Origin of the sequence: Streptococcus oralis, assembly GCF_023109155.1 — a bacterium.
Taxonomy (GTDB): Bacteria; Bacillota; Bacilli; order Lactobacillales; family Streptococcaceae; genus Streptococcus; species Streptococcus oralis_BZ.
Window position 1 is genome coordinate 1 of the sequence record NZ_JALDUA010000004.1, and the last position, 23,894, is coordinate 23,894.

The following is a 23,894-nucleotide window of genomic DNA, read 5'->3' on the forward strand; positions in this document are numbered from 1 at the left end:
GCTGGTTCCAATGGTTTCTCTGTCTCATATGTTGGCTCTTCTGGTTTTGATGGCTCCGGTTGATCTGGAGTTTTTACCGGTGGAGTTGGCTCATTTTCGTAGTTTGGTACTACTGGAGCTGGTTCCAGTGGTTTCTCTACTTCATAAGTTGGAGCTTGTGGTTCAGTTGGTGCTACTGGCGGAGTTGGTTTTTCCTTGGTAATTTTTGGAACATTAACGGCACGAATCTTACCATTGAGTGAGTACCAGATGTTTGGTCTTTTACCTGTATCAACCGCCATAACTGGATCAGAAGGAACTACTAAAGTAGCAGAAGTTGCACCAACTGTCACACGGTTAGTTGTTCCTGACATTCGAATTGCTCCTGCACCATACCAAGAGTTTGGAGCATCTGATGAATCCCATCCTGAATTAGGCTGGCTATTTTTATACATTGTCCAGCGAGCTCCACCTTGCCCTTGTTTAAAGTTCAGGGTTTCTGTGGCATAAATCTTTCCGTCTTTTTCTCCAACAGATGAACCGGAAATTTTAATAAAGTTACCAGTGTAATCCTTGGCCATCTCAATAGAATTATTTTCTCTATTTAGAGATGCTACTGAAAGAAGGGCATTGTCAAAATTAATTGGTTGGTCATTTTCATCATAAAAGGTGAATTCATTCTTTACAAAAATTGATGTATTCTGCTCTGTGTTACCTGTGTATGCCGACGCAAAAACTCCTAGCGTTGGGTCACTAAAAATTCCCAACCATACATTTCCACTAGGATTTTTAAATCTCGAATCTTCATCTATAGTATACTTATAGACTATCTTGGAAACTTTCTTACCATTGTAGTACGTTTTTTGAAGGTTAGTATAAGTCGCAGTTACGCTTTGGCCACGTTTCAAAAGTACTGAGCCCCATTTCACCTCCGTATTATTCCCCACGTTGGTAGTCCAGGTTGATTTAGTCCCAATATTTCCGTACAACTCAACAGTTGAAGTAGCTGAATCAGCTTTCTCTAACCCTCTAATATCTAAGTCATCTAGCTGTAAGATTTTTTGATCATATTTGGCTTTCGATGTACTTTTACTAAAAGCTTCATCAACTACAGAGGATTTGAGAAGTGTGCCACCCTCTGTTGTCAAAGATAATTTAGCATCTGGCTCAGAATCATACACCAAACTTTGAGCAGATGGCTCCGTCAAATTTCCGTCTTCTGTCTTAGTTTGTTCAAGTTTTTTTAGAGCTTCTTTGATTTTTGCCTGCTCTTCATTGTACTCTTTGAGTTTCTGTGGATACTCATCTACATCTTTCTTATACTTGGCAAGGTCTGCTTCATATTTTGCAACTTTAGCTTCATAGTCTGCTTTGGCTTTAGCATTGCGTTGTTTGATTGCTTCATTCTCAGCTTCAATCGCAGCATTTTTTACCTTATTATCTTCAACAGCCTTTTCATAGGCTGCTTTTGCATCGGCATTTGCTTTTTGAACGCGAGCTAGTTCTGTCTGATAAGCTGCTAGCTTAGTTTGGTAGTCTGCTTCGTTGGTAGCATTTGCTTGCTTAACTGCCGCCAAATCTGCTTCATATTTCTTCACCGCTGCTTCATAAGTCGCTTTTGCAGTAGCGTTACGTTGCTTAATCGCTTCATTATTAGCTTGAATCGCTGTGTTTTTGGCTGTGTTTTCTTCAACAGCTTTTTCATAGGCTGCTTTAGCTTGCGCATTAGCTTTTTGTACTCGAGCTAATTCTGTCTGATAAGCTGCTAATTTAGCTTGATAATCAGCATCATTATCTGCCTTAGCTTTCTTAACAGCTGCAAGATCTGCTTCATACTGCTTCATTGCCGCTTCATAAGTTGCTTTTGCAGTTTCATTACGTTGTTTAATCGCTTCATTTTCAGCTTGAAGCGCTGCATTCTTTGCAGTGTTTTCTTTTACTGCTTTATCATATGCCTCTTTAGCTTCCGCATTAGCTTTTTGTACTCGAGCTAATTCTGTCTGGTATGCTGAAAGTTTATTTTGATAGTCTTGTTGACTATCCTCATTTGCTTTTTTGACAGTTGCTAAATCTTTTTGATATTGTGCTAGCTTAGCCTCATATTCTGCTTTAGCTGTTGCATTAGCAGTGTTGATTTTTTCAACTTCTTCTTGATGACTTTTTAGATCTTTTTGATACTTGTCATCCGCTGCTTTGTTTTCAGCATTGATTTTATCTGTTTCTGCCTGATGAGCTGCGACTTCTTTTTTATATGCTTCAGTTGTTGTCTTTATTTCTTTAGCCTGTTTAGCATAGTCGCTTTTAATCTCATCTTGTTTTTGAGCATTTTCTGTAGCAGTTGTGGCTGTTCCTTTGTCTTTTGTTTCATCTTGAACTACCTTAACTCCTGCAGATTTTGCATCGGCAACTGTTTTATCCAAATCAGCTGATGATACTTCTACTGGCAAAGCTGAGTCTTTAGAACCAGCCTTAGCTTGGCTCTCTTTGGCAACTTGGCTCATTTCACCCTGAGCTTCAGGTAGATTTGTGGCTGGGTTTCCTGTGGTAGCTACCTCAACTGTACTTGTACTAGTTGTCTCTGTAACTTCGTCAGCAAATACTGCTTTGTCTGCAAAAGCAATCAAAGCAGTTCCTAAAACAGCACCACACAAAGTTTTGGCAACCTTGCTTTTACGAAATCCATAGACTTCTTTTTTATTTTTCATTCTAATCCCTTTCTTATCTAAATTAATCATCTACCATCCATAGTAGCATTTTATGATGCGGGATGCAAACATTTACTCTCCCCCTTCATTTATCGATAAATCTAACATATTTATAAATGAAATTAAAAAGAAGATGGTTAAACCATCTTCTTTTAGTTAAACTATTTATTTTTCAGTCAAGGCTGCAAGTCCTGGAAGAACTTTACCCTCGAGGAGTTCCATTGATGCTCCACCACCAGTAGAGATCCATGAGAACTTGTCTGCACGACCAAGGTTGATAGCTGCGGCAGCTGAGTCACCACCACCGATGATTGATTTCACACCTGGTTGTTTCACGATAGCGTCCATGACACCGATTGTACCAGCTTGGAAGTCTGGGTTTTCAAATACACCCATTGGTCCGTTCCATACAACTGTCTTCGCACCAGTCAATTCTTGATCGAATTTAGCGATAGATTTTGGACCGATATCCAAACCAAGGAATCCAGGATCAACTGCTTCACCTTCAGTGTCTTTCACTTCAGTGTAGTCAGCAAATGCATTTGCTTCTTTTGAATCAACTGGCAAGATCAATTTGCCGTTTGCTTTTTCAAGAAGAGCTTTTGCAACATCCAATTTATCTTCTTCTACAAGTGAGTTACCGATTTCGATACCTTGAGCTTTGTAGAATGTGTAAGTCATCCCACCACCGATAAGAACTTTATCAGCTTTTTCAAGCAAGTTTTCGATAACACCGATCTTGTCTGAAACTTTTGAACCACCAAGGATGGCTACGAATGGGCGTTCTGGAGCTTCAACTGCTTCTTGGATGTAGGCAATTTCGTTTTCAAGAAGGAAACCAGCAACTGCTTTTTCAACGTTTGCTGAGATACCAACGTTAGATGCGTGTGCACGGTGAGCTGTACCGAATGCATCGTTTACGAAGATACCATCTCCAAGAGATGCCCAGTATTTACCAAGTTCAGGATCATTTTTAGATTCTTTCTTGCCGTCAACATCTTCGAAGCGAGTGTTTTCAACCAAGAGAACTTGTCCATCTTCAAGAGCGTTGATTGCTGCTTCCAATTCAGCACCACGTGTAACACCTGGGATAAATTTAACTTCTTGTCCCAATTTAGCAGCCAGGTCAGCAGCTACAGGAGCAAGTGATTTACCTTCTTTATCTGCTTCTTCTTTTACACGTCCAAGGTGAGAGAAGAGGATTGCACGTCCACCTTGTTCAAGGATGTACTTGATAGTTGGAAGAGCTGCAGTGATACGGTTGTCATTAGTAATCACGCCATCTTTAACAGGTACGTTGAAGTCAACACGAACGAGAACTTTTTTCCCTTTCAAGTCAACGTCTTTAACAGTCAATTTTGCCATTAGATATGACTCCTTCTTTTTTTATACGTGTTAATTATATCACAAAATCAGCAAAAGAGATAGAAAAACCCTAAACTTTTCTTGTTCTTTCTTCTATTTATTAACCTAAAAACCTAGGATTTCAGTAAGGGAAATAGAAATTTTCACATAATTCGGTTGGAATAATTTAGGAAAATTTCTTGATTGATCTGCCTAATTACTTCTATACCATTCTTTTTCTAACATTTTAATCCTTAATATTCCAAACTCTACAGTCCTTCTTTTTGAATTGCTAGGTTTCTTATTATACAATATAACTAAAATAGTTTCTTCAGTTTGTGCTATTTGAGATTAAAAGAAGGGGAATTGCTACCATGAAATTAGAAAGACTAATCTATATTTTACTGTCTCTTTTAAATAAGAAGAGGATAACAGCTAAAGAGATTGCAGAGAGGTTTGAAATATCTACTCGAACTGTATATAGGGACATGGATACACTCAGTTTAGCGGGAATCCCAATCTATTCGGAACGTGGAGATAAGGGAGGTTTCTATATACCAAGCGACTATAAGATAGACAGAAAATTTTTCACTGAGGAAGAGAGACAGTTTATCATTAATATGAGCCAAAATGTTAGTAAAATCGTTGGTCATTCAAGTCTTGACAGTATCGAACACAAGCTGTCTTCTCAAGAAATTACAAGAGCAAACAGTCCTTTTTACTTTGATCTCAGTTCCTGGACTCTTAATACAAATTATTTACTAGAAATTGAGGAAGCGATACAAACTGAACAGATGATTTCTTTTTCTTACTATTCGAAAAAACAAGAGAAAAGTCAGCGAACAGTTATTCCATACAGATTGATCTATAAACTGAATGCTTGGTATGTTATCGGTTACTGCTTAGAAAAATTAGATTTTCGTATTTTTAAATTAACTCGAATTCGTGAACTAGAACTAGTGGAGATAAAAGATAAACCATTCGATTATCCACGTTTATCTCAAGAAAAGTTAGAGCTTTTTTTAAATCCCCCAAAACATAAAGTGGAGGGGCAAAGAGAAGAAATCGAACTAGTTTTTACAAGATTTGCACTCCCAAAAATCTACGATCACTTCACGGAAGAAGAAATCAGAGTCGAGGACGAAATAATAAAAGTTCAGGCATTCAGAGCTTTAACTCCTGCATTTTTTGATTTACTCTTAAGCTTTGGTTATCAAGTAAAGGTCATATCTCCAAGTCACTTACAAAATCTACTGGTCAGTACTCTAAAAAAAAATCTTCAGCAATATGACAACCTGTAGTCATATTTCCTTTTGTATACTCTTAAGTGGGCAAAATATTTCGTGATATTCACCATAGCCCAATTATTTTACAGGAGGTTCCAAATGGATACAAAAACACTTGCAGAAAGCTATTTTACGGCAGTAAATGAGGGAGGCTGGGAAGATTTCGTAGCTGAAAACTTTGATTATGGCATGTGCGATAGTATAGAAATTCGACAAGGACGTGATGTTTATTTGCAAGGTGCAGGCCAATTCTATGCTTTGAGCCAGCATCTTGAAGTGAAGCAATTACTTGTTGATGGTCGAACAGTCTCAGCTTTAAACCGCTACCATCTACATTCTCCTCAAGGACAAGAACTAGAACTGGATGTCGCAGAATTTCTGAAATTCGATGAATTTGATAAATTAGTTGCATCCAATATCTATTTCGACACTTATCGTTTCCAAAAATTTATCCAAGGAATTGAATAACAAAAATCTAGCTTCAAATTTACTCTTCAATTTCAAAACTAAAAACAAGGCCTGACTAATCTACAGTCAAGCCCTGTTTTTTAATTTTTATGAGAAAATCCAAGATTCGTAAATCCGATTAGTCTTCTCTCCTCTTTCTAGCAAGCAAGCCGTAGCCACTCATTACTCCGAAAAGCCCTAGCGCTACTAGACTAGCATCTCTTGTCGCTCCCGTATTTGGAAGCTCTTTACTTACTTCTTCAACTTTTGCTGGTGTAGCTAAAAGTGCCCGATCCCTTGTTTGTGAGACTTGCTCTTCTTTCGTTCCTACTTCAACAATTTCTGGAAGAGCTTCCTTGAGAACCTCAGTAGAATGAAGGGTGCGTTTGCCCTGAGCATCAACTTCTACAAAGCGACGAACTTGGCCTTCAACTCCTGCTTGAACTAGCTGACGTTGACCTTTCAGAAGGCTTGCATTTGGTCGTTCTTGACGTTCGAAGGCCATTGTAGCCTCTTCAACTTCCAGTTTCGGAGTTGCTAGAACTAAATCTTTCACACCTTCAGCTGGTTGGTTGCTTGACAGAACTTTTGTTCCTACTTCTGTGATTTCTGGGATAGCTTCCTTGAGAACTTCAGTTGAACGAAGGGTGCGATTGCCTTGGACATCTACTTCTACTAAATGACGAACTTGGCCTTCCGCTCCTGCTTGAACTAGCTGGCGTTGTCCTTTGAGAAGCTCGGCGTTTGGTCGCTCCTGACGTTCAAAGGCTGTTGTTTCAGTTTCAATAACTAGTTCAGGAAGAGCTTCAACCGTTGGAGCCACTTCATTTGGATCCATGCTTCCAACATGATGGCTTTCTTCTGCAGGTACTAATTTCTTATTCAACTTTTCTTTCATGTCCGCAAAAGCTTGTGGAGTTGGCATTTCTGAAGCCAACAAAGTTTCTGCTTGTTCAATCAACTCAGCTTGGGAATCTTTTTCACGAACAGATTCGAGCAAGCCTTCCAACTCTTCTCTAGCAGTCTGATAACGTTGATTTCCATCCAAGGCTGTCCCTGCTTGTTTCAACTCATTCAAAGCTTTGTTGACCTCTTCTTGACTGGCATTATGGTTTTCTGCTACAGCTTTCGCTGCATTGAGCTTCTCTACTAGTGCTGCTTGTTTGTCCTCGCTTGAGAAGGTGTAGGCAAGAGTTGACTGACGGCCTTGGGCAGCAGTAATTTCTTGTTTGAGGTACTCGTCGTTGACAGCTGCTTTTGGAGAAACCAAGACATCGAACTCAGCTGTGTGTCCCTTGTAATGAAGAGTCAAGGTCTGACGACCAGTCTTTTGAGCATCGTAGCCCGTAATTTCAACACCTTGATCTGTGAAGGCATGGCTTTCTTCTGTCTCATCATCATAGAGAACGCCGAAGCGCCCTTCTGCAAGATCCAGTTGCTCTCCTACTAGATAGTCCGTTTTCGGTTTCTGAGTAATGTACAGACCTGCTACTTCTTTTGGTTTTCCTTCATCTTGACCAGTCACTTGTACCTTCAAGTCACCGCTTACTGGAAGTCCAAGATAGCTAACTGTGAGCTTTTGTTCCCCTTTTTGATGAGCGTTGTAGCCAGATACTGTCACACCTGAATGAGTAAGGTTGATCAGCTCATCGGCTTGTCCCCCTTCGTATTGAACACGGAGTGTTCCGCCTCTGAGGTCCAGTTTTTCTCCTTCTTTATAAACTGTCTTCTTAGGTCCTTTTTCAAGGCTAACAGATTTAATTTTTCTTTCATCCTGTGGAATCGCTACTGCCAAGGTGTTACTGATTTCTTTGCCAGGTAGTTGGGTACGATAGTAGAGGAGATTTGGTTGCTTGTCAAAGCCCAATGGTGCTGTTGCTAGGTCGCCACCAGTTTCAGTCTTCAAGGTTGCAATTGGTGTTTGTGAATCTGCCTTGTCGTAAACGGTGATGGTTGCGCCTGCTGGAACATCAGAGAAGCCTAGTTGAACTTGATGGTTTCCAAGTGAACGAGCAGCTACCTTAGCCATTGGAATATTTTGACTTTCTGTGTCCAAGGTTTCGTACATCTTCCAGTTGTAGATACGAATGGCTTTCCAAGGTGTTCCGTTATCAGATGTAATGACATGCAAACGCCAGTCTTGGGCAGTGATTGGTTTATCAAGAGTGATATCCGTCACGTGCGCTTTATTGCCACGGACTTCCTTAGCTAGTTTCCACTCGCCATCTGTATCCTTGTAATAAAGATCAAAGTCCTTGGTGTTCATCAGACCATCGTTAACAGACTCACCACCAGCTCCCGCATGATCCATTACCCATCTGACAACACGACGTGGTTGGGTCAAACGAATATCGACACTACCGCTCAATTGTCCTGAAGACCACTTGTCTGATAGACTTGTAATCGTACCGTTCAACATGCCTTCGATGCCTTCCCCGCCTTCAGTATTGGGGAAAGTGCTACCAATAACCGTTGCCCCTGGAACAATATTTTCAGCCAAAGGTCTTGGGAGAGTTGTATCCTGAACAGTCATGCCCCAGTTGAATGACGCTGTTGCAGCTTCTGAACGGAGGCCATTTTTACCAACTGCAACAACTTTCAATTCTTGAGTCCTACCAGTGGCATTAGCAGAACGGCTAACTTTTGGCAAGTAGATGGTTGAAGCAGATGAACCTGTCAATAAGCGCCAGTTGTCACCGTCTTTTTCGTAGACTTCATAGAAATCTGCATCTTGGTTACCCGTAAATTGAACAACTGCTTCAGCTTCTTGAGCATTCTTAAGAGACTGTTTCACTACTGAGAGACCTGTAGGTGCTTGTGGCGCTTGGTGATTGTCCGTGATCGTTAATTGTCCTAGGTTGAACTGATAATCTTTTACAGCACCTTCATGTTCGAAGAAGAGTTTAACTGCATAGATGGTTTTACCTGCCAGTGAGCTAAGGTCAAATTCTTCATTCTTCCAGTCATCAGAGAGAGTCAGTTCTTTCCATGCAGCTGCATCCTCAAATTTGTAGTCTGGAGTCGTAGAAAAGGCCATATAAACTTTGGAGCCTTTTCCTCCCTTGTGGGCAACCCGAAGTTTGGTTTTCTCCGTTACTTCTAGTTTAGTAGAATACAAATTCACATCTTGGTCCGTCTTACCAGCTACATCACCTGAGAATTTAAGAGAGTTTCCGCCATTATAAGCATCTGTAAAGTCATATTCTGCACGGAGTTTTTCACCCGTTGAAGTCTGCCACCAGCGCCATGTTGGCAAGACACCTGAAACAGAACGGTAGTTCCATTCAGAATCCTTAGAAACTTTGCCATCTACAAACCACTTTCTACCATGACCTGTATTAAAAGAGGTAGTGAAGGTGCGTCCTACTGCTGGAGTGCGGTCCGCAACTAAATTGGCAATTCCATACCACTCTTTATCTCCTGGTTTTTGAGCCGTTGGATCCCCTTGATAACCTGTAAAGAAGATGTCTTCGTTCTTGTGGTAGTCTTCACCTGTTTTTCCTAGACTGGTAATGGTATCTGGCGCAAAAAGTCCAAGAGACAAGCGCAACTTGCCATTTTCATCTAAAAGAGCATCCCAGTTGACCTTGGTTTTATAAGAACCACCTTGTTGCAATTCTAAGCCTGCAAAGACATCATACTGGCTACGTTCTAGCCATTTAGCCATCTCTACAGAGTGATCATTCTTTTCCTTATTCCAGTTGAAATTAGCAAAAAATTGATCTGCAGGGACCTTGTCACCTTCCTTTTGCATGAATTGGTAGTTGTAATCACCTAGACCATCTTCATGGTAACGACCGTATTTGTAGGTCATGGCATCGTACCAAGCATACTTGATTGGATGGTTGACCTTAGCTGCGTATTCTTTTGTATAGAGCATGAATTGGCGCATTTTTTCACCAAGAGGTGCTACCAATTCCCCCGTTGTTTCTTGGTTGATGAAGTAGCCATCAAAGCCATAGTATTTAGCGAGATCAACAAGTTTACGTGCAATCGGGAAGGTGCCATCCTCATCTTGCTTCAAAGCGGCTGCAAATTTCTCTTGGTCAGCAATGCTGTTTGACCAGTTGAAAAAGAGGGTTCCATAAACAGGCACACCATTACGGTGACCGGCATCAATGACATCTGGAGTTGGAACTAGGCCTTCCCAGAAGACCATTGAATCCAAGTATTGCCAGTAGTCAAAAGCATAGGCCTTGAATTCTTCTCCACCAACAGAAGCGTGGTCTTTAGCTTTCGAGTTGGTATTTGCTAGAGCTTGAACCTTGGCTCTTCTGCTTGCTTTTTCATTGACCAACTGACCTCTATGGCGCTTAGCGAGTTCAACTGATGAACGGTTAATGGGATCATCCTCACGCGCACCCGGTTCCCATTTCAACAAATCTTCCCATGTATCAAATTTGATTTCTTTTGGTCGGAGACTCTTTTCTTCATTTTTAGGAACGTCTGCTAGAGTCGGTTTGTCGGCTTTATTGTCAACCACTTGAGGAGCTTCCTCTGGTTTAGCTTCTTCTTTATCAGTTGGTTGAGCAGGTTTGTCAGCTTTATCTGTCGAAGCTGGCTTTGCCTCTTCTTTTTCATTGACCAAATCAGTTATTGCTGGAGTGTTTTCTGAAATTGGTTGCTCTGCTACTTTGTTTTCAGTTTCCTCTAATTGTTTTTCGATAGCTGCAGTGTCTGGATTAGCGGTTTCACTCGCACTTGTAGCTTGGGCGCTCGTATTTGCAGCTGTTTCAGGAACACCAACCTGTTCCGCAAGAGCTGGGCTCGCAAATAAAGCTGAACCAATCATCAAGGAACAAGCCCCGATTGACAGCTTACGAATACTGTAACGGCAACGTTTTTCAAAAAATAGATTTTTCATCTTATCCTCCTAATAAAATATAAAGTAAGCGCTTCACTTTTTGATAAAAAGTAACTGTTCTCAGTGTACACCACCAGAACAGGATCATCTTCATTTTATCCTATATGAAAGCGATGTCAATCTATTTAACATAAAAACTATAACTAGGATAATAATCAGTAAAATTTGGACACAATCCTATAAATCATCTATCTTAAAGGGAAACTATCTCTCATTTTAAAAGAAAGTTCTTGTTTCTTATGGAAATTTCAGCTAAACACTTGTGAGATTTACTTTTATCCTTTAAAATAGAATAGGAGAAATTCCGTTATTATTTTTCGGAGGAAAAAGAAATGTCCATTAATTGGCAGGAAATTTTATTTCACTTTTTAGGTGGTCTGGGACTATTTTTATATAGTATCAAGACCATGGGAGACGGTTTGCAACAAGCTGCTGGAGATCGCCTTCGTTTTTACATTGACAAATATACTAGCAATCCCTTCTTCGGTGTGCTGGTTGGTATCGGTATGACGGCGCTGATTCAATCAAGTTCTGGTGTTACAGTCATTACAGTGGGACTTGTCAGTGCAGGACTTTTGACCTTGCGTCAGGCTATCGGTATTGTCATGGGTGCCAATATTGGAACCACCGTTACATCCTTTATCATCGGTTTTAAGCTAGGAGATTACGCCTTACCTATGCTCTTTATCGGAGCAGTTTGTCTCTTCTTCACCAAGAATCGCTCCATCAATAACATCGGACGAATTATCTTTGGTGTTGGTGGTATCTTCTTCGCCCTCAATCTTATGAGCGGTGCAATGGAGCCCCTAAAAGACCTGCAAGTCTTTAGAGACTACATGGTTGAACTAAGTAAGAGTCCTATTCTAGGTGTCTTTGTCGGAACTGGGCTGACCCTACTCATTCAGGCTTCATCCGCAACTATCGGTATCTTACAGAATCTGTACGCAAGTGGTTTGATTGACCTACAAGGTGCCCTACCGGTCTTGTTTGGTGATAATATCGGAACGACCATTACAGCCATCATTGCTTCTCTTGGAGCCAATATCGCTGCCAAACGTGTTGCCGGTGCCCATGTCGCCTTTAACGTAATTGGTACGGTTATCTGTATTGTCTTCCTTGTTCCTTTCACGGGCTTGATTCAATGGTTTGAATCGGCGCTCAATCTAGCTCCAGAAATGACCATTGCCTTTGCTCACGGAACCTTTAATATTACAAATACCATTATCCAGTTCCCATTCATCGGTGCCTTAGCTTACCTTGTAACCAAGCTCATTCCTGGTGAAGATGAAGTTGTTAAATACGAGGCTCTCTACTTGGATGAACAACTCATCAAACAGGCACCTTCTATCGCTCTAGGAAATGCCAAAAAAGAACTTCTTCACTTGGGGAACTATGCTGCAAAAGCTTTTGACCTTTCCTACGACTATATCGTCAATCTAGATGAAAAACTAGCGGAGAAAGGGCACAAGACTGAAGAAGCTATTAACACAATTGACGAAAAACTCACTCGTTACCTGATTAGCCTTTCAAGCGAATCATTGAGTCAAAAGGAAAGTGAAATCCTAACCAACATCCTCGACTCGTCTCGTGATTTGGAACGGATTGGAGACCACGCAGAAGGGTTAATCAACCTAACAGACTATCTCCAACGCAAGAATGTTCAGTTCTCTGAGGCCGCTTTGAAAGAGCTAGCTGAGATTTATCACGCTACCACTGAGTTCATCAAAGATGCCCTTGATAGTGTGGAAAACAACGATACTGAGAAAGCTCAAAGTCTAATTGAACGCCATAAAGAAATCAACAATATGGAACGCATTCTCAGAAAGACCCATATCAAACGCCTTAACAAGGGTGAGTGTTCTACACAAGCTGGGGTCAACTTCATCGACATCATTTCCCACTACACTCGTGTGTCTGACCATGCTATGAACCTAGCTGAAAAGGTCATTGCTGAACAAATTTAATTGGTAAGAAGCCACCTTAATTTAGGTGGTTTTTTTCGTCTCTTAATCAAGAAAATTTTTTCTAACGTAAAAAAAATGCTTTGATTCACAATGGAATCAAAGCATTTTAAATAGCTCTCCAAACATAATAGCAGAAACCGCGGTTCCTCTGTACTTGGCTTCTTCTCTTTTGATAAAGCGAGCCAAGTTGAGCAACTCAGGTGCCGGATGTTTGGGATTGGTGAGCAATTCACGGGTGACCAGTCCTGAGAGACGGACTGCTAGTAACTGCTCATTTGTAGTAGGCAGCCTCTTAGCAGTCTCTAGGAGAGCAGCAACTAAATCGTCACTCAAGCCCTGACGGGCATGATTGTAGAGGTCTTTTATAAGGCTTTCTAGATTTGCTTCTTCCATCCCGATCAACCTCCCTTATGTTTAATAATTTTTAATCAAATCAACCGTTGAACGATCCAATTTTTTCACCAAGGCTTGCAAGAAAGCTTGGGCTTCTAGGAAGTCATCCATCGCGTAGAGGGTTTGGTGAGAGTGGATATAACGTGCACAGACACCGATAGTTGTAGATGGGACACCACCATTTTTCAGATGAGCTGCTCCAGCGTCCGTTCCGCCTTTTCCACAGTAGTATTGGTACTTGATTCCAGCTTCTTCAGCCGTTGTCAAAAGGAAATCCTTCATACCTGGGAGAAGCAAGTGACCTGGATCGTAGAAGCGAATCAAGGTGCCATCTCCAATCTTACCTTGGCCACCGTAGACATCACCAGCAGGTGAACAATCAACTGCTAGGAAAACTTCTGGGTCAAACTTAGTTGTGGAAGTATGAGCCCCACGAAGACCAACTTCTTCTTGGACGTTAGAGCCAAGATAGAGTTCATTGCCAAGTTTTTGACCTGACAAGGCTTGAGCTAACTCGCTCACCATGAGAACACCGTAGCGATTGTCCCAAGCTTTGGAGATGATATTTTTTTCATTGGCTGTCAAGATAGCAGAACTATCAGGGACAATGGTGTCACCTGGACGGATTCCAAAGCTTTCTGCCTCAGCCTTGTCCGCAAAACCACCATCAAAAACGATATCGGCAATGGCTGGTATGGTTGGTCCACCCTTTCCACGAGTCAAATGTGGAGGAACAGATCCTGAGATCACAGGAATTTCACGACCGTCACGCGTAAAAAGTTTAAAGCGTTGACTGCTAACCACCATAGGGTTCCAGCCACCGATTTCAACCACACGGAAAGTACCGTCTGGCTTAATCTCGCTGACCATAAAACCAACTTCGTCCATGTGAGAAGCGACCAAGACACGCGGTGCATCCGCAGCTTCTGAATGTTTAATCCCGAAAATACCACCCAAGCCATCTGTCACTACTTCATCCACATGCGGTGTTAACTTCTCACGAAGATAAGCACGGACAGGCGCTTCATGACCTGAGATCGCAGCAAGCTCTGTTACTTCTTTGATTTTTGAAAATAATGTTGTCATATCAGTTCCTTCTTTCTGTCCTCCATTTTACCACTTTTTATAGGAGAAGGATAGCGGGAAGGTGGATTGGTTTTTACCAGTTTATCCTATAAAATAGAGGGGAAGATATTGTTTCAGGAATTATTCTTTCTTTTTACATTAAATTGTCAGAAAATTTATTGACAGATTAAAAAATCGTGTTACATTTATATCCGCAGGTATCTTTCGATACCAAATCTACACGAAAGGACGGGGGTATGAAACTCTCTCATATTTTAACAGGCTTACTTCTACTCCTGGTCTTTCTCTCCATTACCATTGGAACCAGTGATTTTTCTTGGGAAAAATTCTTTGCTTTTGACCAACAGACCTGGCTTCTCTTTCAAGAGTCGCGTCTTCCAAGAACCATCAGTATTCTCCTTGCAGCCTCTAGTATGAGCATGGCAGGACTCCTCATGCAGACCATTACCCAAAATCAGTTTGCTGCTCCGAGTACAGTCGGAACGACAGAAGCTGCCAAACTGGGAATGGTGTTAAGCCTCTTTGTCTTTCCGTCTGCGAGTCTGACCCAAAAGATGATCTTTGCTTTTGGCTCTTCCATCTTATTTACTCTCTTCTTCCTAGCCTTTATGACTATTTTTTCTGTAAAGGAAAGGTGGATGTTGCCCTTAATCGGGATCATCTATAGTGGGATTATCGGTTCTATCACAGAAGTTATCGCCTATCGTTTCAATCTGGTTCAGAGTATGACGGCCTGGACCCAGGGTTCCTTCTCCATGATTCAGACCCATCAGTATGAGTGGCTCTTCTTAGGCCTCATTATCCTGATAGCCGTTTGGAAATTATCCCAAACCTTCACCATCATGAATCTGGGCAAGGAAACCAGTGAAAGTTTGGGGATTTCTTACTCTCTACTTGAAAAACTGACCCTTTTTCTAGTGGCACTAACGACAAGTGTCACCATGATTACCGTGGGTGCCTTGCCATTTCTCGGGGTCATCGTTCCCAATCTTGTCCGCAAGCACTATGGAGATAATCTGAGCCAAACCAAACTCATGGTCGCTCTGGTCGGTGCCAATCTAGTTCTGGCCTGTGACATCCTCTCTCGAGTCTTGATTCGGCCCTATGAGCTGTCTGTCAGTCTCATTCTAGGAATCATCGGTAGTCTCGTCTTTATCCTACTTTTATGGAGAGGGGGACAAAAAGATGCAGTTTAAAAGCAAACATACCAAGCTCTTCTGGCTTCTCATTATTCTGGCCATCGGAGCTTGTCTCCTCTACTTTTGGCCCATCACTAACCTGTCTGCCTTTGCCTGGAAGCTGCGTTCCCAAAAAATCATCGTTTATCTCTTGGTAGCCATCGCGACAGGGATTTCGACCATTAGTTTTCAAACCCTGACGGAAAATCGCTTTCTGACACCAAGTATTTTGGGAATCGAATCCTTCTATGTCTTGCTACAAACCCTGCTACTGATATTTGAAAGCAAATTTCTACAGCTTGGAAAGTCTCCTGGCTTAGAATTTCTAGTCTTGCTTCTGCTTCAATCCCTCTTTTTTCTCGCCTTACAAGGTTACTTGAAGACGCTGATGAAGCAAAATCTGGTTTTCATTCTGCTAATCTGCCTAGCCCTGGGAAGTCTCTTTCGAAATATCAGTACCTTCCTACAAGTTCTGATGGATCCAAATGAATACGATAAACTGCAGAACAGTCTCTTTGCCTCCTTTCAGCATCTCAACACTTCCATCCTAGCCATCGGTTCTCTGATCATCCTCACCTTGACAATCTTTTTCTTTCGAAAAGCAGTCGTTCTGGATGTCTTGCACCTGCAAAGAGAAACGGCTCAGATACTTGGACTCGATGTTGAAAAAGAACAGAGAGAACTCCTCTGGGGCATCGTGCTCTTGACCTCAACAGCCACTGCCTTGGTAGGGCCTATGGCCTTCTTCGGCTTTATGCTGGCCAATCTTACCTACCTAATCGTCAAAGATTATCGGCACAAGTTGCTCTTTATCGTAGCCATTCTAATTGGATTTATTAGCTTAACCTTGGGGCAAGCCCTCATCGAACGAGTCTTTGCGCTGGAAATTCGCATCAGCATGATCATCGAGAGTGTGGGTGGTCTCTTATTCTTTATCTTACTTTACAGGAGGGCCCGTCGGTGAAACTGGAAAACATTGACAAATCCATTCAAAAACAGGATATTTTGCAAGACATTTCCCTTGAAGTCAGTCCTCAGAGACTGACAGCCTTCATTGGTCCAAATGGTGCTGGAAAATCAACTCTTCTCTCCATCATGAGCAGACTGACCAAGAAAGATCAGGGAATTCTCAGTATCAAAGGCCGTGAAATCGAGAGCTGGAATTCGCAAGAACTGGCCAAAGAGCTCACCATCCTAAAGCAGAAGATCAATTACCAAGCCAAATTGACCGTTGAAGAGCTGGTCAGCTTTGGACGTTTTCCCTACAGCCGTGGTCGACTGAAGGCAGAAGACTGGGAAAAAATCCGAGAAACTCTGGACTATCTGGAACTGACAAACTTAAAAGACCGCTACATCGATAGCCTGTCTGGTGGGCAGCTCCAACGTGTCTTTATCGCGATGGTACTGGCCCAGGATACAGACTTTATCTTGCTAGACGAACCGCTTAACAATCTCGATATCAAGCAAAGCGTCAGCATGATGCAGATTCTTCGACGACTGGTGGAGGAACTTGGCAAAACCATTATCATCGTCCTCCACGATATCAACATAGCCAGTCAGTATGCGGATGAAATTGTCGCCTTCAAAGACGGCCAAGTTTTCTGCAAGGGAACAACTGCTCAAATCATGCAGGCTGACCTGCTCAGCCAACTTTATGAGATTCCCATCACTCTGGCTGATATCAATGGCAAAAAGATCTGTATCTATAGCTAGCTATTTTGAACTCATGTTAGAGAACCCTCTGTCTCTTAGCTAACAAGCCTATCTAAGAGCCCCCTACATCGTTATCACATTTTAAAAAGGAGAAATCATGAAAATATCCCTTAAACTTTATCTCACTGCCCTAGCGGCTAGCTTCTTGCTCCTACTTGGTGCATGTAGTACAAATACAAACTCAACCACTAGTAAGACGGAGTCAAGTAGCTCTGCTCCAACAGAGATAACCATTAAAAGTTCACTAGATGAGGTCAAACTTTCAAAGGTTCCTGAAAAGATTGTTACCTTTGACCTTGGTGCTGCCGATACTATTCGCGCTTTAGGTTTTGAAAAGAATATCGTCGGAATGCCTACAAAAACTGTTCCGGCTTACCTAAAAGATCTCGCAGGAAATGTCAACAATGTGGGTTCCATGGTTGAGCCAGACCTAGAAGCCATTGCCGCCCTTGAACCAGATTTGATCATTGCTTCTCCACGTACACAAAAATTCGTAGACAAATTCAAAGAAATCGCTCCAACAGTCCTCTTCCAAGCAAGCAAGGACGACTACTGGACTTCAACTAAAACCAACATCCAATCACTAGCTGCTGCCTTCGGTGAAACAGGTACACAGAAAGCCAAGGAAGAATTGGCTAACCTGGACAAGAGCATCCAAGAAGTCGCTACTAAAAACGAAAGTTCTGACAAAAAAGCCCTTGCTATCCTCCTCAATGAAGGAAAAATGGCTGCCTTTGGTGCCCAATCTCGTTTCTCTTTCTTGTATCAAACCTTGAAATTCAAACCAACTGATACTCAATTTGAAGACTCTCGACACGGACAAGAAGTCAGCTTTGAAAGTGTCAAAGAAATCAATCCTGACATCCTCTTTGTCATCAACCGTACCCTTGCCATCGGTGGGGACAACTCTAGCAACGATGGCGTCCTAGAAAATGCCCTCATCGCTGAAACTCCTGCTGCTAAAAATGGAAAAATTATCCAACTAACACCAGACCTCTGGTATCTAAGCGGTGGTGGTCTTGAATCAACCAAACTCATGATTGAAGACGCTCAAAAAGCTTTGAAATAAACAAGAAAACCCAACATCAGGTGATGTTGGGTTATTTTTTTTCTTGATTTCGTCTGAGGGAAAAGTGATCTGGGACGGGGTCCTTACCTGTTTTCGACCAGGGGTGGCAACGTAAAATCCGAGCCAAGCCCATCAGAACACCCTTGAAGCCATGTTTTTCAATAGCCTGAATCATGTAGTTGGAACAAGTCGGCTCAAAGCGACAAGAGGGGGGAAAGGCTGGGGAGATAAAACGTTGGTAAAAGCGTACTGGCGCTATTAAGATGCGTTTCATTATTTCTTGGTTACAGCCATAGTGTGTAGTTGGCTGATTTCTTTTTTATTAAGGCGACGGGATTCTCCTGGACGAAGACCTGTCAAGTCTAAGTGTCCAAAACGTGTCCGAGACAACTTATCCACTTGAAGACCGACAGCTTCAAACATCTTTTTAACCTGATGATTACGTCCCTCATGGATAGTCAACTGCACTACTGAGCGATTTTTGACTGGATCCACTTTGAGAATTTCGTAAACAGCTGGCTTGGTTTTCTTGCCATCAATCTCAAGACCACGAGTCAAGGGGCGAAGATTATCCTTATTGGCCACACCTTTAACACGCGCGACATAGACCTTGTCAATCTCATTACGTGGGTGAATCATTTCATCCGTAAAGTCCCCATCATTGGTCAAAATCAAGACACCTGATGTATCCCAGTCCAAACGTCCAACTGGGTAAATGCGTTCTTTGACATTAGGTAAGAGGTCGACAACAGTCTTGCGGCCCTTGTCATCTGTCACACTGGAAATCACTCCACGTGGTTTATTAAGCAGATAGTAGACCTTTTCTTCGTTGTAGATGGGTTGACCTTCAACTTCGACCTTATCGCCAGTCTTGATGGTTGTTGCGAGTTCACGTACCACTTGGCCGTTAACCGTCACCAAGCCTTGCTTGATTAGCTCTTCTGCTTTTCTCCTACTGGCCACACCTGCGTGGGCAATATACTTATTGATTCTCATCTTCTTCTATCCTTTCACCAAATAATTGGCTTTCTTGGGCTTGAATCTCAAGCTCATCAATCACTGGCAGTTCTTCCAAATGGTTAATTCCCATGTAATCTAGGAAATAATCCGTAGTTACATAGAGATTAGGGCGGCCCAAAACTTCTTTTTTCCCATCTTCTCTTATCAATTCAAAAGCTTGTAGCTTAGCTAGAGCTCCACTAGAATTGACCCCACGAATAGCATCAATCTCAATTCGGGTAATCGGTTGCTTGTAGGCAATGATGGACAAGGTCTCAAGAGCAGCCCGAGACAAACTCTGGTTGATAGGCGCCTTGGAATATTCCTTCAAAATCTCTGCAAATTGAGGCTTGGTCACCAATCTGTATGCTCCCCCTGTCTCAATCAGGGACAAGCTCGACTCCTGGTCTTTTTCATACTTTTGGGCTAATTTTTCTAAACTCTGCTGGATGCCTGTCGGGGGAAGCGATAGGAGTTCAGCCAACTGACGGACTCGAATCCCATCTTCACCTGCTACAAACAAGAGCGCTTCTATTTCTGCTAAAGTACTCATCTTTCCTCTCTATCAAGTCTAGCTTTGTGCCTCTTGACTTTCTTCCTTCTTTTCCATGAGATAGATATCTCCGAAACTCTCCTCTTGCACGAGGATCAGTTCCTGGGTTTTGATTAACTCTAGGGTTGCCAAAAAGAGGGTAATAACCTCTTGAACATTCTGGGCTTCCTTGAACAAATCCTGCAAACGCAACTGGTCTCGTCCTGACAAGGACTCTTTTACGATGACCATCATGTCCTCAATCTTATACTCATCCCGCAAGATGGTCGTGTGATTCTGTGCGAACTCCTCTTTTTTCTTGGCTAGGATATTTGAAAAAGCCAAAAAGAGGTCGATGGTCGTCCTATCATGCACAAGCTCCGCATCTTCGTAGATCAACTCTGTCGGCGCTTTGGAATAGTACTGGGCCCGATCTTGGTGCTTAGCCTCCAAGTGCACACCCAAGAGTTTGAACTTGCGGTATTCTTCGATTTGGGAGAGGAGATCCTGCTCCAGATCATCCTTCAAATTCGCCACTTCTGCCACCTTTGGAAGAAGCTTGCGGCTCTTGATCAGCATTAACTGACTAGCCATGACCATGTACTCACCCGTCACTTCTAGACGCATGGCCTGCAGGGTTGAGACATAGGCTAGATACTGTTCGATGACTTCCGTAATAGGCACATCGTAGATATCCATCTGGTACTTAGAAACCAGGTGCAAGAGCAAGTCCAGTGGCCCTTCAAAATCTTTTAATTTAATATCCATTATCTATATTTTTCTAAGGTCAGGACTGTTTTTAATCCTAATTTTTTTGCTATTTCGTACAAATCGACCTTGTTTTCTATCTGTCTTAGAATGAACTGTTCCCGCAAGGCTTGAGCGGATAAAATTGGGAAACCTTTCTCCTTGACAAAGGACTCCAGCTGACGAAAGGCCCACTGACGAGAATAGGTTTTCCCACTCCTTTCAAAGAGATAGGTCTGCCCCATCAAGGGTTCCAATTCTGGAGTCAAGGTCGTGGGTATGGTGACAATCCTCTGTTGGGAAGCCTTGCTGATTCTCAACACTTGAAAATCCAGATTGATATCTGCAACCTTAAGGGCTAAAATCTCACTTGGCAAGAGCCCTATTTCCAAGATAAGAAGCGCCAGCAAGCGTCCTTCTGGATAATTACTTTCCTGCCAAAAAGAGTCTAAATTTAGAATCTCTGGCTTTTCAGTCTTCTTTTCAGCTTGTTTGGCTAATTCCAGACGGTAAAAGCTGTCCACTTCTCCGTTTCGATAGAGAAAGTAGAGAAATTGGTTACAGGCCGAAAGTTTTCGCTTCTGGGCGCTGATTTTTAGATTGGCTAGCTGGGCTTGGTAAATCTTAAGACTGGTCTCAGAAATCCGCTCACCCACAATGTCTAAAAATTGCTCCAGATCATACTTATAGGACTGCTTGGAATTGGCAGACAAGCCCTGTTTTTCCTCTAAAAAGGCTGAAATCCTATCTCTCATTTGCATCGAATCTCATATTCCTTACTAAAGTCATGTAAGAGAGCATTAACGGCCTTTAGGATGGACTTGCGCGTGATGATTCCTTGGAAAATTCCTTCACCATCTACCACTGGCAAGAAGGGTTCATCCACCAGTTTATGGAGGACCTCTGTGATGTTATAGTCTGGAGCGACGACTGCCACATCTGTCTTGGTCATATTGACGATGTCTGTCGTTGCCATCTGCTCATCCGTCAAACCTTGCTCCATTTGATAAGCCAAAATGTCCCTCAGACCAATGGTTCCAACAAAGCGTTTGTCAAAGGTCACAACTGGGATACGGGTATAGGTGATTTGGCTCAACACTAAAATCGCATGATCAGCATTGTGGGTATCAATCAAGGCTGCTAGATTCTCAGCAGGGGTAAGAAAAGTCTCTTCCTGCTCCAATAAAAATGCTTCAAATTCCTTGGCAATCATCGAGCAAACTCCTTGGACAAGCCTGGATAAACCTCATGGTCACGTGTCAAAAAGTCTACTTTAAAATAGCTGTCATCAATCTCCACTCGAGCATAGAGACATTCTCTGATAGTCCCTCGTGGTTGGCTGATGGAGCCTGGATTTAAAAAGAGTGTTTTGCCTTCCATCCAAGCATTTGGCACATGTAAGTGACCATAGAGACAGATATCGGCATCTTCTTCCTGAGCCCAGTAGTCCAACTTTTGAAAGTTGAAATTGATGTCAAACAAGTGTCCATGCGTCTGGATGATCTTGGTCGGACCAAGTTGAGTTACCAAACGTTCTGGGTAGCCAGCATAAAAGTCCATGTTGCCTTTGACGACATGGATGCCTTCCCAGAGCGGAGAGTCTGGACGGAGTTCTGAGTCACCATCGTGAAAAATGGCATCAACTTTACCCAGATAGCGGTCACGAATTTCTTCCACAATCAAGCTATCGCCATGGGAGTCACTCATTACAATGATGGTTTGCTTTGCCATGATGGAAATACCTCCAAAAGTTTCTTAACGGCTAAGGCACGGTGGGATTGGCTATTTTTTTCTTCAAGGGTTAATTCGGCTGCTGACTTACCTGTCTCTCCCACAAGGAAAAGCGGGTCATAGCCAAAGCCATTTTCCCCCTTGGGTTCAAAGTTGATATAACCTGGCCAGTCAGCTTCGACAACCAAGCTTTCCTTGTTTGGACTAGCTACGACTAGGGTTGTATGGAATTGAGCTGAGCGGTCCTTGAGTTCAAAGACCATGGCCAATTCGTGCAAGAGTTTGGCATTGTTTTCACGATCAGTTGCTCCTACACCAGCGAATCGCGCTGACCAGACTCCTGGCAAACCGCCAAGGACATCGACTTTGAGACCTGAGTCATCTGCCAAAACCATCTTTCCTGTTAATTGGGAAATAGTTTCTGCTTTAAGTCGAGCATTTTCTTCAAAGGTCATACCTGTTTCAGCTACTTCAGGCAGATCTGGATAGTCATTGAGATTTTCCACATCATAGCCTAACTTGTCAAAGATAGCTCGGAATTCCTTGGTCTTGCCCTCGTTACGAGTCGCAATGAGCAGAGTTTCTCTAACCTTGCTAGTTTCAAAGAAGGCTTCTACATCGACTCCTTCTTTAGGCAATTCAACATGCAAAAGCTTTCCATCTTCAACCAAGAGCAGAGCACCCTGACGTTGGATGACTTCTAGATTACGGCCTGCTTCTGCATTTAAAATCTCAACGATAAAGGAGAGCAGACGAAAGTTAGAAGACCAGCGCATCACCGTTATCGTAATCGGAAAGCCGCTTTCCTCGTCACGAAAAATCCGCGCTAAATCCATAAAATCAAGCTCGAGAGGATCTTTGATAAGGCTATAGATGCCTCCATAGACATCCCAGACACCGACATACCAGTCCTGGTCATCCTTGTATTCATAAATTTTGTTTGTCATAAAGTTACATGCTCCACATGAATCTCTTTTTCCAGCCATTCTGCTCCAATTTGGGCAAAACTTTGGCTATTGGCGGTTGTATAAAAACGATGTTGAAGAGGTCCCGCATCTCGGCTACGATTGATTTCAAAATAGTTAAGCAAAACCGAGATATCCCGCACACACTCTGCCCCACTATCGATGAGCTGAACCTTTGGTCCCATAACATTTTGGATGATAGGGCGAAGGAGTGGGTAATGGGTACAACCCAAAATCAGGCTATCCACCTTTCCAACCAAGGGACGCAGGGTTTCATAGACCACTTTCTTTGTTACACTGGTCGACAGGGCACCAGACTCCACCAAGGGAGCAAACTTGGGACAGGCCAAACTCTCCACCTGTAAATCCGGATCCAGATCATGGATTTTCTGACGGTAGATGTCTGATTGGACCGTCATGGGGGTTCCAATGACTCCGATTTTCCCACCTTGACTGGACTTGATAGCTGCCGAAGCTCCTGGCAAAATCACACCTAGGACAGGAATGTCTAGTTGGGCCTTGATTTCTTCCCAAACGACCGCAGTCGCAGTGTTACAAGCTATGACAATCATTTTGACATCCTTGGTCAAGAGAAAGTTGACCAACTGCCAAGTATATTCACGAATTTGCTCAGCAGGACGGGGACCATAGGGCGCCCGTGCCGAATCTCCAATATAGACGATTTCTTCATGGGGAAGCTGGCGCATGAGCTCACGAACAACGGTTAAGCCCCCGACACCCGAATCCAAAAAACCAATTGGTCGATTATCCATACAGTCTTCTTTCTAGTCTTTTTTCTGATTGATAGTTCATCATAATTACTCGTCCTAAATGAACGGACAGACAGCTTGATAGAATGGCAACTGCCTCTCTTTTAATCATAATCAAATAT

At 42.6% G+C, this 23,894-nt stretch carries 21 protein-coding genes; 7 read left to right on the forward strand and 14 right to left on the reverse strand.

Annotated elements, in window-relative coordinates; all coding sequences use genetic code 11:
- Both M1F63_RS07775 and M1F63_RS07780 read right to left on the reverse strand, forming a co-directional pair.
- Positions 1-2,684, reverse strand: a 2,684-nt coding sequence (locus M1F63_RS07775) for an antigen I/II family LPXTG-anchored adhesin (RefSeq protein ID WP_247941129.1), incomplete at its 3' end; no start/stop codon positions are given.
- A 165-nt stretch (positions 2,685-2,849) separates the two neighbouring features.
- Positions 2,850-4,049: a phosphoglycerate kinase gene (locus M1F63_RS07780; RefSeq protein WP_001096767.1), complete on the reverse strand. Its 1,200-nt coding sequence runs from the start codon at positions 4,047-4,049 to the stop codon at positions 2,850-2,852.
- A 353-nt stretch (positions 4,050-4,402) separates the two neighbouring features.
- Between M1F63_RS07780 and M1F63_RS07785 the strand changes: the two genes are divergently transcribed.
- Positions 4,403-5,329 carry a helix-turn-helix transcriptional regulator gene (locus tag M1F63_RS07785; protein ID WP_247941130.1) on the forward strand — a complete coding sequence of 309 codons (927 nt, stop codon included), beginning with the start codon at positions 4,403-4,405 and terminating at the stop codon, positions 5,327-5,329.
- Between the two features lie 84 nt (positions 5,330-5,413).
- The gene (locus M1F63_RS07790) at positions 5,414-5,782 is read left to right on the forward strand and encodes a nuclear transport factor 2 family protein (RefSeq protein WP_247941131.1); all 369 of its coding nucleotides are present in this window, start codon (positions 5,414-5,416) and stop codon (positions 5,780-5,782) included.
- A 118-nt stretch (positions 5,783-5,900) separates the two neighbouring features.
- On the opposite strand, the gene M1F63_RS07795 is transcribed toward M1F63_RS07790, so the two are convergent.
- Entirely contained in the window at positions 5,901-10,625 is a 4,725-nt protein-coding gene (locus M1F63_RS07795) for an endo-beta-N-acetylglucosaminidase (RefSeq protein ID WP_247941132.1), read from the reverse strand.
- A 332-nt stretch (positions 10,626-10,957) separates the two neighbouring features.
- Between M1F63_RS07795 and M1F63_RS07800 the strand changes: the two genes are divergently transcribed.
- Positions 10,958-12,589 (forward strand): Na/Pi cotransporter family protein, encoded by a 1,632-nt coding sequence (locus M1F63_RS07800; protein WP_000026625.1) that lies wholly within the window; start codon positions 10,958-10,960, stop codon positions 12,587-12,589.
- Positions 12,590-12,685: 96 nt separating this feature from the next.
- Here the strand turns inward: M1F63_RS07800 and M1F63_RS07805 are convergent, their stop codons facing one another.
- Both M1F63_RS07805 and pepA read right to left on the reverse strand, forming a co-directional pair.
- Positions 12,686-12,982 (reverse strand): bacteriocin immunity family protein, encoded by a 297-nt coding sequence (locus tag M1F63_RS07805; protein WP_000390584.1) that lies wholly within the window; start codon positions 12,980-12,982, stop codon positions 12,686-12,688.
- 21 nt (positions 12,983-13,003) lie between these two features.
- A complete protein-coding gene (gene pepA, locus M1F63_RS07810) occupies positions 13,004-14,068 on the reverse strand; it encodes a glutamyl aminopeptidase (protein WP_247941133.1) in 1,065 nt (354 codons plus the stop codon).
- 236 nt (positions 14,069-14,304) lie between these two features.
- On the opposite strand from pepA, the gene M1F63_RS07815 reads away from it, so the two are divergent.
- The 4 genes from M1F63_RS07815 to M1F63_RS07830 all read left to right on the forward strand — a co-directional run bounded on the left by M1F63_RS07815 (position 14,305) and on the right by M1F63_RS07830 (position 18,028).
- Entirely contained in the window at positions 14,305-15,264 is a 960-nt protein-coding gene (locus M1F63_RS07815) for an ABC transporter permease (RefSeq protein ID WP_247941134.1), read from the forward strand.
- Positions 15,254-16,210, forward strand: a complete 957-nt coding sequence (locus M1F63_RS07820; RefSeq protein WP_247941135.1) for an iron chelate uptake ABC transporter family permease subunit — start codon at positions 15,254-15,256, stop codon at positions 16,208-16,210. The genes M1F63_RS07815 and M1F63_RS07820 overlap by 11 nt, the downstream gene beginning before the upstream one ends.
- A complete protein-coding gene (locus M1F63_RS07825) occupies positions 16,207-16,959 on the forward strand; it encodes an iron ABC transporter ATP-binding protein (protein WP_247941136.1) in 753 nt (250 codons plus the stop codon). Before M1F63_RS07820 ends, M1F63_RS07825 begins: the two co-directional genes overlap by 4 nt.
- Before the next feature lie 97 nt (positions 16,960-17,056).
- Positions 17,057-18,028 carry a siderophore ABC transporter substrate-binding protein gene (locus M1F63_RS07830; protein ID WP_247941137.1) on the forward strand — a complete coding sequence of 324 codons (972 nt, stop codon included), beginning with the start codon at positions 17,057-17,059 and terminating at the stop codon, positions 18,026-18,028.
- A gap of 31 nt (positions 18,029-18,059) precedes the next feature.
- On the opposite strand, the gene yidD is transcribed toward M1F63_RS07830, so the two are convergent.
- The 9 genes from yidD to racE are packed head-to-tail and all read right to left on the reverse strand — an operon-like array spanning position 18,060 to position 23,775.
- Complete coding sequence (gene yidD, locus M1F63_RS07835) at positions 18,060-18,302, reverse strand: membrane protein insertion efficiency factor YidD (protein ID WP_000821627.1); 243 nt, start codon at positions 18,300-18,302, stop codon at positions 18,060-18,062.
- Positions 18,302-19,024 carry a pseudouridine synthase gene (locus tag M1F63_RS07840; protein ID WP_001222234.1) on the reverse strand — a complete coding sequence of 241 codons (723 nt, stop codon included), beginning with the start codon at positions 19,022-19,024 and terminating at the stop codon, positions 18,302-18,304. The genes yidD and M1F63_RS07840 overlap by 1 nt, the downstream gene beginning before the upstream one ends.
- A complete protein-coding gene (scpB, locus tag M1F63_RS07845; protein WP_000105290.1) occupies positions 19,011-19,580 on the reverse strand; it encodes an SMC-Scp complex subunit ScpB in 570 nt (189 codons plus the stop codon). The genes M1F63_RS07840 and scpB overlap by 14 nt, the downstream gene beginning before the upstream one ends.
- Before the next feature lie 18 nt (positions 19,581-19,598).
- Positions 19,599-20,327, reverse strand: coding sequence for a segregation/condensation protein A (locus tag M1F63_RS07850; protein WP_000351880.1), 729 nt, complete (start codon positions 20,325-20,327; stop codon positions 19,599-19,601).
- Entirely contained in the window at positions 20,327-21,061 is a 735-nt protein-coding gene (gene xerD, locus M1F63_RS07855) for a site-specific tyrosine recombinase XerD (protein WP_282184283.1), read from the reverse strand. The genes M1F63_RS07850 and xerD overlap by 1 nt, the downstream gene beginning before the upstream one ends.
- The gene (gene cbpB, locus M1F63_RS07860) at positions 21,058-21,519 is read right to left on the reverse strand and encodes a cyclic-di-AMP-binding protein CbpB (protein ID WP_000560697.1); all 462 of its coding nucleotides are present in this window, start codon (positions 21,517-21,519) and stop codon (positions 21,058-21,060) included. The genes xerD and cbpB overlap by 4 nt, the downstream gene beginning before the upstream one ends.
- Complete coding sequence (locus M1F63_RS07865; protein ID WP_001118939.1) at positions 21,516-22,037, reverse strand: metallophosphoesterase; 522 nt, start codon at positions 22,035-22,037, stop codon at positions 21,516-21,518. Before M1F63_RS07865 ends, cbpB begins: the two co-directional genes overlap by 4 nt.
- Positions 22,013-23,023 carry a nucleoside-triphosphate diphosphatase gene (locus tag M1F63_RS07870; protein WP_425608236.1) on the reverse strand — a complete coding sequence of 337 codons (1,011 nt, stop codon included), beginning with the start codon at positions 23,021-23,023 and terminating at the stop codon, positions 22,013-22,015. The genes M1F63_RS07865 and M1F63_RS07870 overlap by 25 nt, the downstream gene beginning before the upstream one ends.
- Positions 22,981-23,775, reverse strand: coding sequence for a glutamate racemase (racE, locus tag M1F63_RS07875; protein WP_000370379.1), 795 nt, complete (start codon positions 23,773-23,775; stop codon positions 22,981-22,983). Before racE ends, M1F63_RS07870 begins: the two co-directional genes overlap by 43 nt.
- Between the last annotated feature and the right edge of the window lie 119 nt (positions 23,776-23,894).